Origin of the sequence: Streptomyces sp. Y7 (assembly GCF_043195415.1) — a bacterium.
In the GTDB taxonomy this organism is placed as follows: domain Bacteria; phylum Actinomycetota; class Actinomycetes; order Streptomycetales; family Streptomycetaceae; genus Streptomyces.
Genome location: NZ_JBIDDQ010000016.1, coordinates 120,513 through 137,240, shown reverse-complemented (window position 1 = coordinate 137,240; position 16,728 = coordinate 120,513). Strand labels below are relative to the sequence as shown.

General features: G+C 74.2%; 7 protein-coding genes. 6 read left to right on the top strand and 1 reads right to left on the bottom strand.

Annotated features, from left to right (window positions below; all coding sequences use genetic code 11):
• Window positions 1–95 precede the first annotated feature (95 nt).
• The 5 genes from ACGFW6_RS30830 to ACGFW6_RS30810 all read left to right on the top strand — a co-directional run bounded on the left by ACGFW6_RS30830 (window position 96) and on the right by ACGFW6_RS30810 (window position 13,989).
• The gene (locus tag ACGFW6_RS30830) at window positions 96–2,354 is read left to right on the top strand and encodes a VWA domain-containing protein (RefSeq protein WP_393517009.1); all 2,259 of its coding nucleotides are present in this window, start codon (window positions 96–98) and stop codon (window positions 2,352–2,354) included.
• Window positions 2,355–2,494: 140 nt separating this feature from the next.
• The gene (locus ACGFW6_RS30825; protein ID WP_393517006.1) at window positions 2,495–6,532 is read left to right on the top strand and encodes a tubulin-like doman-containing protein; all 4,038 of its coding nucleotides are present in this window, start codon (window positions 2,495–2,497) and stop codon (window positions 6,530–6,532) included.
• Window positions 6,529–9,501 (top strand): hypothetical protein, encoded by a 2,973-nt coding sequence (locus ACGFW6_RS30820; RefSeq protein ID WP_393517003.1) that lies wholly within the window; start codon window positions 6,529–6,531, stop codon window positions 9,499–9,501. The genes ACGFW6_RS30825 and ACGFW6_RS30820 overlap by 4 nt, the downstream gene beginning before the upstream one ends.
• Before the next feature lie 124 nt (window positions 9,502–9,625).
• Window positions 9,626–11,785 carry a hypothetical protein gene (locus ACGFW6_RS30815; protein ID WP_393517000.1) on the top strand — a complete coding sequence of 720 codons (2,160 nt, stop codon included), beginning with the start codon at window positions 9,626–9,628 and terminating at the stop codon, window positions 11,783–11,785.
• Window positions 11,782–13,989 (top strand): hypothetical protein, encoded by a 2,208-nt coding sequence (locus ACGFW6_RS30810; protein ID WP_393516997.1) that lies wholly within the window; start codon window positions 11,782–11,784, stop codon window positions 13,987–13,989. Before ACGFW6_RS30815 ends, ACGFW6_RS30810 begins: the two co-directional genes overlap by 4 nt.
• A gap of 9 nt (window positions 13,990–13,998) precedes the next feature.
• On the opposite strand, the gene ACGFW6_RS30805 is transcribed toward ACGFW6_RS30810, so the two are convergent.
• Window positions 13,999–14,886, bottom strand: a complete 888-nt coding sequence (locus ACGFW6_RS30805; RefSeq protein WP_393516994.1) for a GNAT family N-acetyltransferase — start codon at window positions 14,884–14,886, stop codon at window positions 13,999–14,001.
• 231 nt (window positions 14,887–15,117) lie between these two features.
• Between ACGFW6_RS30805 and ACGFW6_RS30800 the strand changes: the two genes are divergently transcribed.
• Complete coding sequence (locus ACGFW6_RS30800) at window positions 15,118–16,644, top strand: aldehyde dehydrogenase family protein (protein ID WP_393516991.1); 1,527 nt, start codon at window positions 15,118–15,120, stop codon at window positions 16,642–16,644.
• The last annotated feature ends 84 nt before the right edge of the window (window positions 16,645–16,728 follow it).

Below are 16,728 nucleotides of genomic sequence, written 5' to 3'. Positions count from 1 at the left end.
CGCACCGCATGAACGAACTTCACGCACGTATGTCGAAGACCGAGGGGACGGCCGTGGGAAGAGTCACGGGAAGACGGCAGACAGGAAGGCCACGGGTGCGCCGCGCCGCGGCCTCGGTGCTGGGCGGCACCGCGGTGTTCGTGTCCCTGCTGGCACCGGCCGGTCAGGATCCGGTGCCGGCGGCGGACGCCACCCCCGCGTTCCCGGCGGTCAACTACGCGGTGGCCGTGGACGAGTCGGCCAGCCTCACACCCGAGGACCTGAAGGCCGAGAAGGCCGCCGCCAAGCGCATCGCGCTCGGTGACGTCTCCTCGTCCTCGCAGGTCACCGTGTTCGGCTTCGCCGCCGCGGAGAAGGCCGGCCAACGCGTGGTGGACCCGGTGTGCCCGCGCACCACGCTGGACGCCGCCGGCCGCGAGGAGGTCGGCAAGTGCGTCGACGACCTGCGCGGCCGCAAGAAGAGCGAGGGCACCGGAACCGACCTCCCGACCGCCATCCGGCAGGGCGTGGACGACCTCACCGACGGCTCCGACGCCTCGGTGCCCCGGGTGCTGTTCCTGCTGACCGACGGGAAGATGGACGTCGAGGACAGCTTCAAGTACGGCGACCCCGCGCACCGCGCGGCCGAGGGCGAACGCCAGTTGAAGGCGGCGCTGAAGGAGGCCGCCGCGCAGAACGTCCAGATCTGGCCGCTGGGCTTCGGATCCGACCCGGACAAGAAGCAGCTCGACCAGATCGCCGCCGGCGGCTACCGGAAGGGCTGCGTCGAACTGCCCTCCGCGACGCCGAAGGCCCACAAGGTCGACGGGGCCAAGGACGTCGGCAGCACGCTGGAGCGGATCTTCGCCGCCGCGCACTGCCTGCGCCACGAGGAGGGCCCCAGCAAGCGGCCGCCGGCCACCCTGGAGATCGGCATCTCCCCGCTGGCGACGGTCGGCAGCATCGTCGTCGACAAGGGCGACCCCGAGGTGCGGATCAGCTACATCGACCCGGCCGGCGACAAGATCCCCACCACCTCCGGGCGATACAAGGGCTCCCGCTTCGAGCTGGCCGGCGGCACCGGCACCGTGGAGGCGCTGAAGATCGTCGACCCGCTGCCCGGCACCTGGAAGGTGAAGGCCGAGGCCCCGGAGGGCCACCGCTCGCTGCCCGTCGCCGTCAGCGTGCTCTGGCAGGGCGAACTGCGCGGCGCCATCACCATGGACCCGCCCTCGCCGCAGGCCGGCGAGAAGGTCACGGTCACCATGCGGCTGCAGACGCGCGAGGGCTACGAGATCAAGGACCCGCGCGACTACGAAGGGCTGCGCGTGCGCAGCGAGCTGACCGGCGACGGCTTCTCCGCCCTGGCGCTCGACCTCGCCGACGACGGCAAGAGGCCCGACCCCGACGCCAGCGACGGCTCCTTCACCGGCACGGTGACCATCCCCGAGGACGCCGACGGGACGCTCACGGTGAGCGCCACGCTGACCGCCTCCGGGCTGAGCGCCGACACCCGCAGCGAGACCGGCAAGATCGCGCCCGGCGACCTGCCCGTGAAGGCACCGCTCGAACTGCCCGAGGGCAGCACCCACCCCGGCGGCACGGTCACCGGCACGGTCGACGTCAGCAACACCACCGACGCCCCGCACACCCTGCGGCTGTCCGTCGCCGACGTGAAGGACGGGCTGCTCACCGTCGAGCCGAAGGAGATCACCCTCAAGCCCGGCGAGCAGGGCACCCGCGAGGTCACCGTCCGGGTCTCCCCGAAGAGCGCCTTCGGCGACCGCCTCGGCGACGGCCTCGACCTCTCCGGCACCTTCACCGTCGTCGACACCACCGACGACGACCGGACCCTCGAACGCGCCCCGGTCTCGGTACGGGTCACCCCCGAACCGGGGCTCTGGGACAAGTACTGGTGGGCGTTCGTCTCCGGCGCCGTCGTGCTCGCGCTCGCCGTCGCCGCGGTCGTGGCCTGGCTGGGCCTGCGCAAGCGCCGGCGCAACCCCTCCGGGCTGATCCTGCACCTGGTCTCCGCCGACGGCACCGTCGTCAACGAGCACCGCGCCGGGCACGGCAACAACAAGCAGTGGTACGAGTTCGCCGTCGCCGAGGCCCACCGCAGCCCGCGCATCGAGCGGCGCGCGCACGGCCCGTACGCCGTCCGGCGCAGGCGGGAGGGCGGCGCGGTGGTGCGCAAGGGCAGCAGCCGTATCCCGCTGCCCACCCACGGTCAGGTCCAGCTGACCGACACGCTGAGCCTCGCGCTCGGCGGGACCCCCGGCCAGGGACCCCGCCCGGCTCAGGGCGCCTTCGCCGGCGGCGGCGACCCGGGGCCGTCTGCCCCGGGCGGCGGCGCCTACGACGACTTCCTGTGACCTGAGGGGCGGACCGGACCCGGCACCCCCGGCCCGCCCCCACCACATCGCACCGCCGCGCGGCCGGCCCGCCGCGCGGCATCACCGACGTACCCAGCACAGACCTGCGGCCCCGTCGGCCGTACAGCGGGGAGGAAACCATGAAGATCTTCCAGCCGATGCTCTTCGTCGGCCTGGGCGGCACCGGCGGGCTCGTCGGCGCCGAACTGGAACGCAGACTGCGCGCCGAGCTGTGCGGACCCGACGGCATGGCGCTGCACCGGCAGAGCGGCCACGCCCCGTTCCAGCTGCCCGACTGCCTGCAGTTCGTGTACGCCGACTACAGCGAGAGCGACCTGCAGCGGCTGCCGCAGTTCAACGTGGACCCGTCGCTGCGGGCGGCGTACGCCCGCACCTCGCGGGCCACCCACAACCTGCTGCCGAACTTCGACGCCTCCCCGGAGGTGACCAAGATGCTCCGGGCGGTGCTGCGCGACGAGGTCGCCGACTGGCTGCCGCCGCGCACCGACGAGCCGAAGGTCACCCCGCTGCACGCGGGCGCCGGCCAGTTGCCGACCGTCGGCCGGGCGGCCCTGTTCGCCACGCTCCGGCACGGCCTCGGCCCGGTCCTGGAACCGCTGCTCCAGGCCATCGACGCGATCGCCAAGTCGGCGGGCGAGCTGAGCGAACTCGGCGGCGGCAAGGTCAACGGCTGTGACGTGTTCGTCGCCTTCTCGGTGGCCGGCGGCACCGGCGCCGGGATCTTCCTCGACTACCTGCACCTGATCAACCACGCGTTCCAGCTGCGCCGCTTCGACGGCGTGAAGATCTACCCGCTCGTCGTCATGCCCTCGTCGTTCTCCGCGGCGACCGGCGGCGGGCGCGAGGCGGAGCTGAACGCGGCCCGGTCCCTGGTCGACCTGTTCCGGCTCGTGGACACGCAGAACGCGCCCTCCGAGGGCCACGAGATCGGCGATCTGGACCAGGAGCTCGGGCTCGGCGTCCGCTACCCCGGCGCCACCCCGATCCGGCTGCGCACCGGCATCCTGCCCACCGCGTTCCTGTTCAGCCCCACCGCCGGCATCCGCGCCGACGACCTGCGCCGCTCCATCGTGTCCCTGGTGATGTCCCTGATCGGCACCGAACTCGGTGACGGCCGCGCCCGGGGCCGCAAGATGGCCGCCGACGACGACTTCCAGACCTTCGCGGCGAGCTTCATCAACCGGGGCGTGCAACGTAGCGCTGTCTCCCCGACCGGCATCGGCCGACAGGGCGTGTCCACCAGCCTGGTCGCCTCCATGACCGCGCCCATGGACCAGCTCGCCGACCTGGTGGCCGGGCGGCTGCTGCGGCTCGCGGTCACCGACCTCGTGGAGGCGCCGCGCGCCGCGCTGCGGGACGAGGCGGTGCCGATGATCCGGCAGCTGTTCGCCGACTCCCACCTCGAAGAGCTCTGGGAACGCAAGCAGTTGCCGGTGCCCGAGCCCGAACCGCTGCCGCGCGGGGGCCGCAGCATCGAGCAGGCGCTCGGCGAGCGCATCGCGGACATGCAGCGGCTGCTGTCCGACCTGCGGTCCGAGGCGGAGCGCGCGGCCATCGCGATGGCCGACCGGTTCGCACCCCGCCCCGCCATCGACAAACTGCTCCAGACCGTGGACCCCTTCCTCGCCGAACGCATCGTCAGAGGCGTCCCGGACAGTGAGGAACCCATCGCCCGGCTCGGTTTCCTCGGCATGCTGGACCATCGCGCCCGCACCCCGCAACGCCCGCCCGGGGTGACCGAGCAGCCACCCAAGATCCCCCGGATCAAGGGCCAGTTGGGCGGCCTCGCGCCGGCCCGCTGGGGCGACGACGACGTCCAGGCCGCCATCGAGGAGCAGAACGCCTGGTACCAGTGGCGCTGCCGGCTGGTGTGGCACGAGGCCTGGCGCGAGCAGCAGATGCACTGGCAGCCGCAGGCCGACGCCGCAGGCACCGACCTCGGGCGGCTGGTCAGCGCCTTCCGCCGGCACAGCGACCAGGAACGCAAGAGCGCCCAGCAGAAGGGCCTCGAACTGTACGAGGACCGCACCGGCATCTCGTACCTGCTGCCGCCGCAGCGCACCCTCAACCACTTCTACGAGGATGTCGTCACCCGGCTGATCCGACGGGAGGGGCTGCGCGAGAACGACGACGAGTCGGCGCTGCTGCTCAAGCTGGTCGACGGCGACACCTGGCGGCAGGTCCACGGGCTCAGCCGGCGCGACCCCGAGGGTGCGGTGGCCCGCGTCAAGGGGCAGCTGGAGGCCCGGATCACCCGGCTCTTCGCCGAGAGCGGGGCGCACCTGGAGGAGCGGCCGCTGCTGCCGTCCATGGGCACCCTGCTGGCCGCCGCGGCGGGTGACGCGGACGCCAAGGACCAGGTCAGCAAGGAGGCCCTCGACCTGTTCGGCCGGAAGCTGACCGGGCTGCTGCCGGTCGGGTTCACCCCCGAGGGCACCGGACTTCTCCGCGTCCTGGTGACCTATCCGCGGGTGCAGGCCGTGGAGGAGGTGCAGGAGTTCCTCGGCAAGACGCTGCGGCTGCCCTCGGACGCGAAGAACTCCGTGGAGTACCGGGGCGTGGACAGCGACTCCATCACCGTCGTCCTCTTCCGCAGCGAGATGAGCCTCACCCAGGTGCCCGAGGCCCGCAAGGTGCTGCGCCAGTGGGCCCGCGCCAAGGACAACGAGCAGGCCCAGGACGTGCTGCGGTGGCGGCAGCGGCTCGGCTACCGGGACAGCTGGATGGTCAGCAGCGAGGAGGACCGGCGGGTCATCCTGCACCGTCTGCTGTGCTGCATGTGGAACGGCCAGGTCGACGTCGTCGACGGCGACCCCGCCTCGCCGGACCGCATCCGGCTGCGGCTGCACCCCGACAAGGGCGCGCACGTCCCCGGCGTACGGCTGCGGCTCGGGGACTTCCCCGGCGGAGTGTCCAGCTGGGCCGAGCTGATGCGGTCCTACGAGCGCTGGACGGTGCTGGACGACGAGCGGATCGTCGAGGACTACTGCCGTGAGCTGATGGGGGCCCAGCCGGTGGGCCTGGCCCGGGCCGGCACCGAACCGCACCCGCTCTTCGTCGACCTGGTCGAGAAGGTCGCCCCGCGCCAGCTGGAGCTGCTGGCGGAGCGCCGGGAGCAGGGCGGCGAGCGGGTCGAGGGCTGGGTGCGGCCCCTGTGGGAGTTCTGGGCGGAGACCCTGCCCGCCGCGCTGGACACCGAGTTCGGCGACCAGCGCGCGGTCCAGCCGACCCTGCGCACCCTGCTGGAACACGTCCGCGGCGGCACCCCCACCGGCCCGCGCACCCGTGACGGCTACGCGCCGCCCCGGCGCCCGGCAGCCGACGAGGACGACTGGGGCACGGCACCGGTACCGCCGCCCGGCCGCGCGCGGGACGACGACTACGACCACCCGTCCGGCGCGGGCAGGTCGTACGACTCCGACCGCCCGTACGGCGACGAACGCGGCGAGCCGGAACGGGAGTCCCACGACACCTGGACCGACCGCCGCGACACGACGACGTCCTCCCGCCCGGGCACCACGAACGGGTCCCGCCCGGGCCACACGACCGGGTCCCGCGGGGGCAGCACGAACGGCTCGCGAGCGAACAGCCGAACCGGGGCCGGTGACGAGTACGGTCGCGCGGCGGGCGGCGGTGACGAGTTCGGCCGGTCCGGCGGTGAGCGGGACGAGTTCGGCCGGTCCGGCGGTGACCGGGAGGGCTTCGGCCGGTCCGGCGGTGAGCGGGAGGGTTTTGGCCGTTCGGGCGGTGAGCGGGAGGAGTACGGTCGCGCGGCGGGGGACCGTGACGAGCCCGGCCGGGCCGGGGGCGACCGGGACGAGCCCGGCCGGGCCGGGGGCGACCGGGACGACTTCGGCCGGGCCGGGGGCGACCGGGACGACTTCGGCCGGTCCGGGGGTGAGCGTGACGACTTCGGCCGGGCCGGTGGGGAGCGTGACGGCTTCGGTGGTTCCGGCGGTAGCCGTCGGCACGACGACTACGTCGATCCCGACCTGGACGACCGCCGGGACGCGGACGGGCGCGACGGGCCGGGTGGCCGGCGGCGGGCGCCCTGGGACGACGAGCCCGCCGACCCGCGCCGGGGCAGCACCTGGGGCGGCGAGGACGGGTCCGGCGACTCCGGCCGGAGCACCCCCTGGGACGGTGACGCGCAGTGAGCACGCCTCAGGCCTTCCGCACCGTCATCCACCTGGACCTGCGCGCCGGGGCGGCGGCACTGCACAACCCCCCGGCCCTTCGGGCCAGGGTCGCCCAGGAGCTGGGCCGGGCCGGGCTGCCGGAACCGGACGACCCGCTGTTCCTGGTGGTCGACACCCCGGCCGGGCTCAACGACCACCAGACGCAGTACGAACTGCTCACCGGCTACCGGGCGGTGGGCGAGGTCCGGCTGCTCGTCCTGCTGGTGGGCAGCGCGCCGGGCTCGTTCGCCGGCGAGGAGGGCGGCTTCCAGCCCGACCGCAGACTGCTGCGCCCCTCCGTGCTGCGGGCCTCGGGCAGCGGTCTGCTGTGGGCCGGCGATCTGCGCTCCGCCCGCACCGCGCTGGAGCAGCCCGCGCCCGACGACCCCGACGCGCTGGCGGTCCTGGTGGACGTGCTGTCGGTCCCGGACGTCTACCTCAGCGTGCTGGACGGCATCCAGGCACTGCCCGGGGCCGTCGCCGCGCCCGGCGTACGGCTGCTGGAGCAGGACCTGCCGCCGGAGGTGCGCGACCGGGCCTGGCGCGACGCGCTCACCCGGTTCGCCGGGGCCGACGACGACCTGGCACCGGACGTGGTGCTGACGGCGTCCTCCGGAGCGGATCTGCCGGAACCGCTCCGGGGGTTGGTGGCCGGCCGCAGGGACCGGGATCCGGGGCACCGGGAGCCCGGCGGCATCGCCGACGACGCCCACCGCGCCTGCGCGGACGCCCTCGACTACGCCGACGACGCGATGGCCGGACTGCGGACCCTGCCCGGCCTGCTGCGGGCCTCCCGCCGGGAGACGTTCGAGGCAGAGGTCGACCAGGCGCGCAAGGCGCTCGACAACTACCGGGACCTCGTCACCACGGCCCTGCGCAGCGGCGGCGGCACGGCACCGTCCGCCGCCGAGTCGGCGACCCGGCTGGCCGCGCTCGGGCTGCGGGTGCCGTCGGCCGAGGGCATGGGGGAACGGATCGGCGAAGGGCTGCGGGAGTTCGCCCTGAAACTGCTGGGGCAGGGGCTCGCGCTGCGCTCGGTGGCACAGCGCTTCACCGGCCTCGCCGGCCGGGTGGAGCCGCTGCCCGGCTCGGCGCTGCTGCCCAGGCTCGCGCCGCACTCCGCCGATGAGGTGGCCCGGCAGACGGCGGGAGCGGCCGGCACCGAGGTGCCCGGGCTGCCGGTGGCCGGACCGCTCGCGGCGGCAGGGGCGGCCCTGCTGGGCGCCCTGTGGTCGGGGCCGTTCCTCGCCCTCGCGGTCCTCGTGCCGCTGCTGTTCGTCGGCATGGCGACCCTCGGGGCGGCCCGGCTGCGGGGCGCGGGGCGCCCGGGCCGCTGGGCCGTGGCGCCGAGGGTGGCGGCGTTCTGCGGTGCCGCGGTCGGCGCGGGCGTGGGGTACGCGACCGACTCGCCCGTCTGGATGGGCACGATCGGGCTGCTGACCGGACTGGGGATCGCGGTGGAGACCGTACGCCGGCTGTGGCGGGCGGCCGCCGCGGCCTGGGTGCCCGGTCACACGACGGCCGTGCTGCGCCACGCCCTTGACGGCCTGGACGGGCTGCTGGCCGAGGCGGTCCGCGAGCACTGGGCCGTCGAGGAGCGCCTGTACTGCGCAGACGCCGCCCGTTCCGTGGCCGGGATGCTGCGGGCGACGGCCGCCGCGGCGGAGGCCGAGGCGGTGCCCGAGCCGGCGCGGCTCGCGGCCACCGCGGCGTCCGGCGCCCCGGGTGCCGGGGGGCTCGCCGACGACGACTGGCTCTCCAGCGACTCCGACCTGGAACCGGACGAGGGCTACGCCGGGGCCGAGGACGGGGACGGCGACTGGGCGAGCATGTACGCCTGGGAGGACGGCGAGCCGTGGGGCGAGGCCGGGGAGGACAAGAGCCGCGAGGGGGAGCGGGCGAGGAGTTCCGGCACCGCCTGGGGGGAGCGGCCCAAGGAGGTGCCGCGCTGGCTGGAGCGGGAGAGCGGTGAGGGCGGGCCGGAGCTGGTCGCCACCCTGTCCGCGGATCTGACGGACGCCGCTCTGGAGGCCATGAAGCACTACTGGGGCGCCGTCGAGCGCGGCCAGGCCGGTGCGCGTGCCGTGCGGCGCACCGAGGAACGGGTCCGCGAACTGCTGTCCACGGCCCGGCATCACCTCCAGCACAACGGGGTGCTGGCGCCGCCGCCGTTCGCCGCCCCGCGCCGCGTCCGCGCCACCTCGGCGAACCTGCTCGGCACCGACCCGTACGGGCTGGCCGAGCTGGTCGGCGCGGACGCCGACCGGCAGGCGGTGGTGCAGCTGTCCACACCCGAGCAGGGCACGCTGCTCAGCCGCGACCCGGCGTCCGCGACCTGGCTCAGGTTCGCCCCGAACGCTGTACGCGACGAGGTCGAGAAGTCCTGGCGGGCCAGCGGTTCGGTGCATCCGGAGCAGGTCGTGTGGACGTCGTCGGGCCGCTACGCGGGGCTGGTGCGGCTCACCCCGCTGCGGCCGGGCGTGGTGCACACCGTCCGGGCCCGCCACGGCTCCGGCCCCGACGGGACGGACCCGGCGCGCACGGATCAGTTCGGCACGCCCAACCCGTACGAGCGGGGGGACGAGCACGAGCGTAGGGACACGTACGACCGGGCCGATTCCTACGACCGGGCCAATTCCTATGAACGGGCCGATGCTTACGAACGGGCCGACGCCTACGACCGAGGCGACGCCTACGACCGAGGCGACGCCTACGACCGGGGCGACACGTACGACCGGGCCGAGCCGACGAACCCGTACGACCGGGCAGACGGCTACGACCGGGCGGACGGCTACGGCCGGACCGGTTCGAACGACGGCACGGCCCCGTACGACGACGCCCGCACGGACGCCGACGACTGGCTGGCCTCGGACGACTGGGCGGGGTCCGGCGAGCGCGGGGACAGCGGCCGGGAGGGCGGCGCCCGAGGGGACGGCGATCCCTGGTGACCGGCACTCCGCCCTCCGACGCGCCGCAGCCGGAGCCTCCCGGCCTGGCGGGCACGCAACCTCCCGGCCTGCCGCGCACGGAGCCCTTCGGCCCGCCGCACATGTACCGACGAAAGGACCGCCGGTGACCAGCACCACGCAATCCCGTCCGCCGGGGCCGGGCGGGCCGCCTCCGGACAAGCTCTCCTTCACCGTGCCGTCGGGACGCCGGCGCGTCACACCGGTGCGGGTCGGCCGGGAGTTCCGCCGCGACCGGCTGCTGCCCCAACTGCTGCGCAAGGCCGTGCTCGACGACGACGGCCAGCAGTGCGTGCAGGTACGGCTGAGCGCCAAGGACGCGGCGAACCCGGCCGCGCGCGCCCTGCTGGACACCGAGGCGGGCACCGCCGTCCAACTGCTCCAGGCGCTCGGCGACACGGAGTACGCGGCGCTCTTCCCCCGGCTCATCGGCCACGAACTGGACACGGCCGAGCCGTTCCTGCTGTACGAACCGCCGCGCGGCACCGCCGTCTCGCGGATCCATGTGATGGGCGCGGCCGACCAGGAGGTCTTCACCCGCGACCTGATGCTGGCCCTGTGCCTGCTGGAGGGCCAGGGCCTGGTGCCGCGCGGCATCTCGCCCGCGACCGTGCTCTGGGACGGCGCGAAGGTCCAGCTGTGGGGACTGGAGTCGGTCACCCGGATCGGACGTCCGAGGCGTCCGTGGGGCCGCTCCCCCTTCTGCCCGCCCGAGCAGCGCGGCGGCGAGGGACCGGCCGACGCGCGGGACGCGGTGTGGAGCGCCGCGCAGGTGCTGTACCGGCTGGCGACGGGGCGGCCCGGACCCGCCGACCGGCCGCCCCCGGACCTGGGCGACCACCGCAAGCTGGACCAGACGCTGCGGGACGCCTTCGCCCCGAGGGCGGCCGACCGGCCGACGCCCGCGCAGGTCCTCGACCTCGTGGCGCCGGGTGCCGCCCGCCGCGTCCGGCTCGCGGTGCCCCCCGACGAGACCCGCCCGCACCACGACGCCTTCGAGGAGGCGCTGCGGCTCAAACGACAGGCACCCGCCGCCCGTTCGCGCGCGGGAGCGGGCTCCGAGCAGACCGGTGCCGAGGTGCTCTGCCCGTACTGCCTGGAGTCCATCCGGCTCGACCTCGGCAAGCTGTTCGTCACCGACAGCCGGATGCAGTACAAGCCGCTGGACCTCAAGGGCATCAACAACCCGGTGCGGCGGACCGACATCATGCGCGGCGCCGTCCAGAAGTGCACGGCGGACCCGGAGTTCCCCGCGCACTACATCCCGGTTCCCTATCTGACGTACGGCCGCCCGCTGACGGTCGCGATGGTCGGCCAGTCCTCCACCGGCAAGAGTCATCTGCTGACCCAGATGATCGCGGCGATCACCGACGGCGGTCTGGAGCCGTTCGGCCTGAAGTGGCAGTCCGTCAACCCCGAGCAGCACGCCCGGTTCGTACGCGACCGGGTGCAGCCGCTGCGCAGCGGCAAGGTTCTGGACCACACCCCGGCGCTGGGCATGGACGACTTCGCACGCTTCGTGGAGTCGCTGCTGATCACCGACGCGCGTGGGCGGGTGCGCCCCGTCGCCTTCTTCGACCTCGGCGGCGAGGACCTCGTCCGTACGGACGCCGCGCTGCGTTTCCTGCTCGGCGTCGACGCCCTGGTGTTCGTCGTCGACCCGGCGCTGGCCCTGCCGCTGCCGCAGCTCGACCACGCCAGAGAGCGCTGGGACGTGGAGGTGAACCGGGACGGCGACCTCGCGTTCGGCACGGTCCTGGACCGGCTGCCGAAGAGCGGCGGGTATCTCGACGTGCCGGCCGCGATGGTGCTGGGCAAGGCCGACCTGCTCAGGTTCCAGCCGCCCGTCGACCGGTGGCTGACCCGGCCGCCGGCCGACTCGCTGGACCCGGCGCTGATCCGCGAGGAGAGCCGGGACCTGTACGGGCTGCTGCGCCGGCACGCGGGCCAGGCGTGGCTGCGCCCCTTCGACGCGATCCGCCGGTGCACCCTGCACATCGCGTCGGCCACCGGCGGCCAGGAGGACCAGGGCCGCTATCCCGCGGGGGCGGGACCCCGCCGGGTGCTGGAGCCGTTGCTGTCGCTGTTCGCCCTGCACGGGCTGATCGAGGTGCCGGGGGGCGCCGACGCGCTGGCGGTGGGCGAGGCGCCCGCGCTGGAGGCGGTGCCGTGGGAGGACGCCGCGCGGCCCGGACGGGCCGAGGGATACGAGACACCGGAAGGGACCGAGGAGCCCGAGGGGTCCGAGGGAGGGGAATTTCAGTGAACGACTTCCAGGACCGGGGCCCGGTACAGCAGGTCGTCTACCGCTGGGACGGCAACCACGGCCGCCAGGGCACCGGCATGAACGCCGTCGCCCATTCCTGCGACGCCGAGCGCGCCGAGGAACTCGGCCGGGAACTGGGCCCGTTGCTGTGGGTGTCCGGTGCGGCGGCCGCCCGGCCGAGCGTCGTGCGCACGCTGTCCGGCGACGGCGCTGTTCTGCTGGTGCAGCGCTGGCCCACCACCGACCGGGGCGGGCGGCCCAGCACCGTCAGCCATGTCCTGGTCGGTGACCGCGGCACCCTGAAGGTGCGTCAGTGCCTGGGGCTCGCCTACGGCGGCTGGAGCAGCCGGGAGAAGGCCGAGACGGTCTCGGGGAAGAAGGACCCGATCGAGAGCGCGAAGCTCGACGCGCTGGCGCTCAAGCGGTTGCCGGAGATGCTGGACCGGCTGCCGTCGGTCAACCACGCGCTGACCCTGACCGCGGCGGAGTGGCTGCGCGATCCCTCCCAGCGGCTCTCGCTGCTGCTGGAGGAGGAGAAGGGGCACCCCGGCTGGCCGGACCAGAACGCGGTGCCGCTGGTCTACCTCGGACTGTTCCTGCTCTTCGGCCCCTGGCTGGAGCAGCAGTGGACCTTCGCCACGTACGACACGGCGGACAGCCACCCCCTGCGCCTCACGTCCGTCCCGCGCTGGGAGCCGGACACCGGCGGCTCGGGCCCGCTGGCCCGGGTCAGGGGCGGCAGACCGGCCGGCTCCAGGTTCGAGCTCTGGGCGGGCTCCGCACTCGTACGGCACCTGCTTGCGCACCCGGGGGCGGACGCCGGCGTTCCGCAGCTGGTCGACGAACTTCGCGGCGGCGCGGCACTGGACTGGGAGCGCCGACGGGCCCGCCTCAAGCAGATCCTCGGCACCGACCGCACACCGCCGAACGGCACGAGGATCCCCGCGCCGGCGCCCGCGCCGCGGGCGGGTGAACCGGGGGAACCGGGGCGCCGGCCGGGTGCCGGGCGCGTGGCACCGGAGCAGTCGGTGGAGACTCCCGTCCGCGACCGGGACCGGGGGGACCGCGACCGCGACCGGGACCGGGGGGACCGCGACCGGGACTGGGACCGCGACCCGGCCCGAGCCGCGGTCACGTCGGAACCGAACGGAACCGCGTACGCCTCCGAGGCATACGCGGAACCGCCCCGCCCGGATCTCCCGGCGGAGTCGCGCACGGACCCGTACACCCGCCCGGGCCTCCCCACGGAGTCGCGCACGGACCCGTACGCGCGCCCGGATCTCCCGGCGGAGCCGCGCCCGGACCCGTACGCCCGCCCGCACACCCATGCCCACCCGCACCCGCACCCGCATCCGCACCCGCACGCGAAGCCCGCCCCCACGCCGTCTCCGCCCACGCCGGCTCCGCCCACCCCGTCCCCGCCCTCGGCGCCGCCGCCCGTGGCGTCCGCGCATCACCTTCACCAGCCCGCCCTGCACCGGGACCTGTGCGGCTTCCGGCGTGGCGACGGCATGGGGCAGAGCATGCTGCTGGCGGAGTTGCGCGGGCAGCCCGACGAGGTGCTGCTGCACGAGCTGCGGACGCGGGAACTCCCCGCGCAGTCCGTGGAGTTGCTGCTGGACGTGCTGGCGGATCCGCACCGGGCGGACGCGCGGCCGCTGGAGCTGCGGCACGAGCTGTGCGCCGAAGTGCTGGAGAACGACCTGTACTTCACGCCGCACGGGCCGGGCGCGGACGGCAGGTCGGGAGCGGACCGGGCGTCCCGGGCGGCCCGCCTGTTCGGCTGGGCCGTCGCGCCGCTGGCCAGGGACGAGCGCCATCTGCGTCAACTCCAGGAGCTGCTCTACCGGTTGAGCCGCGATCCGCACCCCACCACGGGCAACTGGCTGCGGCAGAGCATCATCGACCCGCCGGGCGGCCGGGTCCCGGACCTGCCGCCGGTGGTGTGGAGCCGGCTGCTGTCGAACGCGCTGACGCGGATCGACAAACCGCCGCAGTCCGTGCCGCCGCCGGTCCACTCCCTGCCGTCGCCCCACACGGCTCAGGCGCCGATGACACCGCCGGCGCAGCCGCCGTCCCTGGCACCGGGGTCGTTCATGGACAGGCTCCTCGGCGGATGGGGCACGGCGGGCTGTCTGCTGGCCGGCGGGCTCGGCTTCTGCGCCGTCGCCATCCTCATCGTGATCGTCTGGTTCCTCAGCTGACGGATCCGCTCAGGACGCCAGCCGCTTCTCGAACCAGTGGCTGGCGTAGACGTTGTCGTCGTACGCCGGGATGGCCGTGTAGCCGCACGCCCGGTACATCGCCTGCGCCTCGGTCAGCGCGGCATGGGTGTCGAGGCGTACGACGGTCAGGCCGCGTGCGACGGCCTCCTGTTCGAGCGCGTCGAGCAGCCGGCGCGCGAGGCCGAGGCGCCGGGCGGCGGGGTGCACCCAGACGTGGCGGATCTCGCCGACGCCGGGTTCGAGGCGCCGTAGCGCGCCGCAGCCCACCGGCCGGTCCTCCTCGTAGGCGACGAAGAACGCGCCGGCGTTGCCGGACACCTCCTGCGGCCGTACGAGGTCGCACTTGTCGAAGCCTTCGGGGAACCGCTCGTCGATGTCGGCGGCGTAGCCGTCCAGGCAGGCCAGGGCGTCCGGGTCGGCGCCGTCGGCGAGGGCGACGGTGATGCCGGCGAGGCGCAGCAGGCGCTGCGCGGTGGCCATGGCGCCGGCCAGCTCGGCCCGCTGCGGTGCGCTGAGGCCGCCGAGCAGCCCGGCGACGACCACGCTCGCCCGCCGGTCCTGCTCCTTGACCTCGACCCGCCCGGCAGGCGTCAACTCGATCATGCGCAGCCGGTTGTCGTCCGGGTGCGTGCTCAGCGTGACCATGCCCTGGGCCTGGAGCGCCTTGGCCATCCGGCTCAGATACCCGGCGTCCAGACCCAGCCGGCTCCGGAGTTCGCGCAGGGACATCCCGTCCCCGATCTCGAAGAGCAGCCGCGCCTCGCCGAGCGGGCGGTTCTGGCCGAGGTAGTGGTCGTCCAGCACGCCGATGCGGCGCGTGAAGTAACGGTTGAAACGGCGGAACGCCGTCACATGGTCCGTCGACACTGGCTCCATAGTTCTTTGACTTTAGTCAAAGGTTTCTGCGGCGTCCATGGCGTCGGCGACTTCCGTGGCATGAATCTTGGTCTGATTCGTTCCGTTTTGCCCGCATGTTCAGTGACACAGCGCACTTTCGGCCGCGGATCGCGCATGCATCCGTGGGCCGGGGGCAGGCGCACTCGGTCCCCCTGGGTGACACATGTGTGACACAGGGGCTCTGAACAGGAACGGAAGGCAACACCGATCATGGCGGACAGTACGGAACTTCAGGCGCGCGGCACCATCCACGTGGGAGGGGAGTGGCGGTCGGCCGTCTCCGGCGCGACCCGCGAAATCCTCGACCCCGCGGACGCGACGCCGTTCGTGGTGGTCGCCGAGGGTGACGAGAAGGACACCGACCTGGCCGTGGAGGCCGCTCGCCGCGCCTTCGACGGCGGCCGGGGCGCGTGGCCGCTCACGCCCGTCGCCGAGCGAGCCGCCCTGCTGCGCCGCGTGGCCGACCTGCTCGTGCGCGACCGCGAGGAGCTCGGTCTGCTGGAGAGCCGCGACGCCGGCAAGACCCTCGAAGAGGGCCGGGTCGACATCGACTGCGTCGCCGACGCCTTCCGCTACTTCGCCGACCTCGTCGCCGCCGAGGCCCCCGGCCGGGTCGTCGACGCCGGCTCGCCCGACGTCCACAGCGTCGTCGTGCACGAGCCGGTCGGCGTGTGCGCGCTGATCACGCCCTGGAACTACCCCCTCCTCCAGGCCAGCTGGAAGATCGCGCCCGCGCTCGCCGCCGGCAACACCTTCGTCGTCAAGCCCAGCGAGATCACCCCGCTGACGACGATCGCCCTGATCGAGCTGCTCGTCGAGGCGGGACTGCCCGCCGGGGTCGCCAACATCGTCACCGGGCCCGGCCACTCCGTCGGCGCCCGGCTCTCCGAGCACCCGGACGTCGACCTCGTCTCCTTCACCGGTGGCCTGATCAGCGGCACCAAGGTGGCCCAGGCCGCCGCGCCCGGCGTCAAGAAGGTCGCCCTCGAACTCGGCGGCAAGAACCCCAACGTCGTCTTCGCCGACGCCTGCGCCACCGACGAGGACTTCGACACCGCCGTCGACCAGGCCCTCAACGCCGCCTTCATCCACAGCGGCCAGGTCTGCTCCGCGGGCGCCCGCCTGATCGTCGAGGAGTCCGTCCGGGACCGCTTCGTCGCCGAACTCGCCCGCCGCGCCCAGCGGATCCGCCTCGGCCGCGGCACCGCCGACGGCGTCGAGTGCGGCCCGCTCGTCTCCGAGCAGCAGCGCGCGAAGGTCGAGGCGTACGTCGAGTCCGCGCTGAAGGAAGGCGCCGTACTGCGCTCCGGCGGCAAGCGCCCCGAGCCGTCCGAGGCGCGCCCGGAGAGCGGCTACTTCTACGAGCCGACCGTCCTCGACCACTGCCACCGCGACATGCGCGTCGTACGTGAGGAGGTCTTCGGCCCGGTCCTCACCGTAGAGACCTTCCGCACCGAGGACGAGGCCGTCGCCCTCGCCAACGACACCGAGTACGGCCTCGCCGGCGGCGTGTGGACCGCCGACGCCGGACGGGCCCGCCGGGTCGCCGGCCGACTGCGCCACGGCACGGTCTGGATCAACGACTTCCACCCCTACCTCCCGCAGGCGGAGTGGGGCGGCTTCGGCAAGAGCGGGGTCGGCCGCGAACTCGGCCCCGCCGGACTCGCCGAATACCGCGAGAGCAAGCACGTCTACCAGAACCTCGCGCCGAAGCCGGTCCGCTGGTTCGCCGGCTGACTCGGAACCGACCGATCCGCAGCTGACCCAAGGGGCGCGGGGAACTGCGCGACCAGCCACCGCGCACCCGCACCCGCACGACCA

Coding starts and splice junctions, on each gene's coding strand:
- ACGFW6_RS30825 (WP_393517006.1), top strand. CDS start 2,495: ATGAAGATCTTCCAGCCGATGCTCTTCGTCGGCCTGGGCGGCACCGGC.
- ACGFW6_RS30805 (WP_393516994.1), bottom strand. CDS start 14,886: ATGGAGCCAGTGTCGACGGACCATGTGACGGCGTTCCGCCGTTTCAAC.
- ACGFW6_RS30800 (WP_393516991.1), top strand. CDS start 15,118: ATGGCGGACAGTACGGAACTTCAGGCGCGCGGCACCATCCACGTGGGA.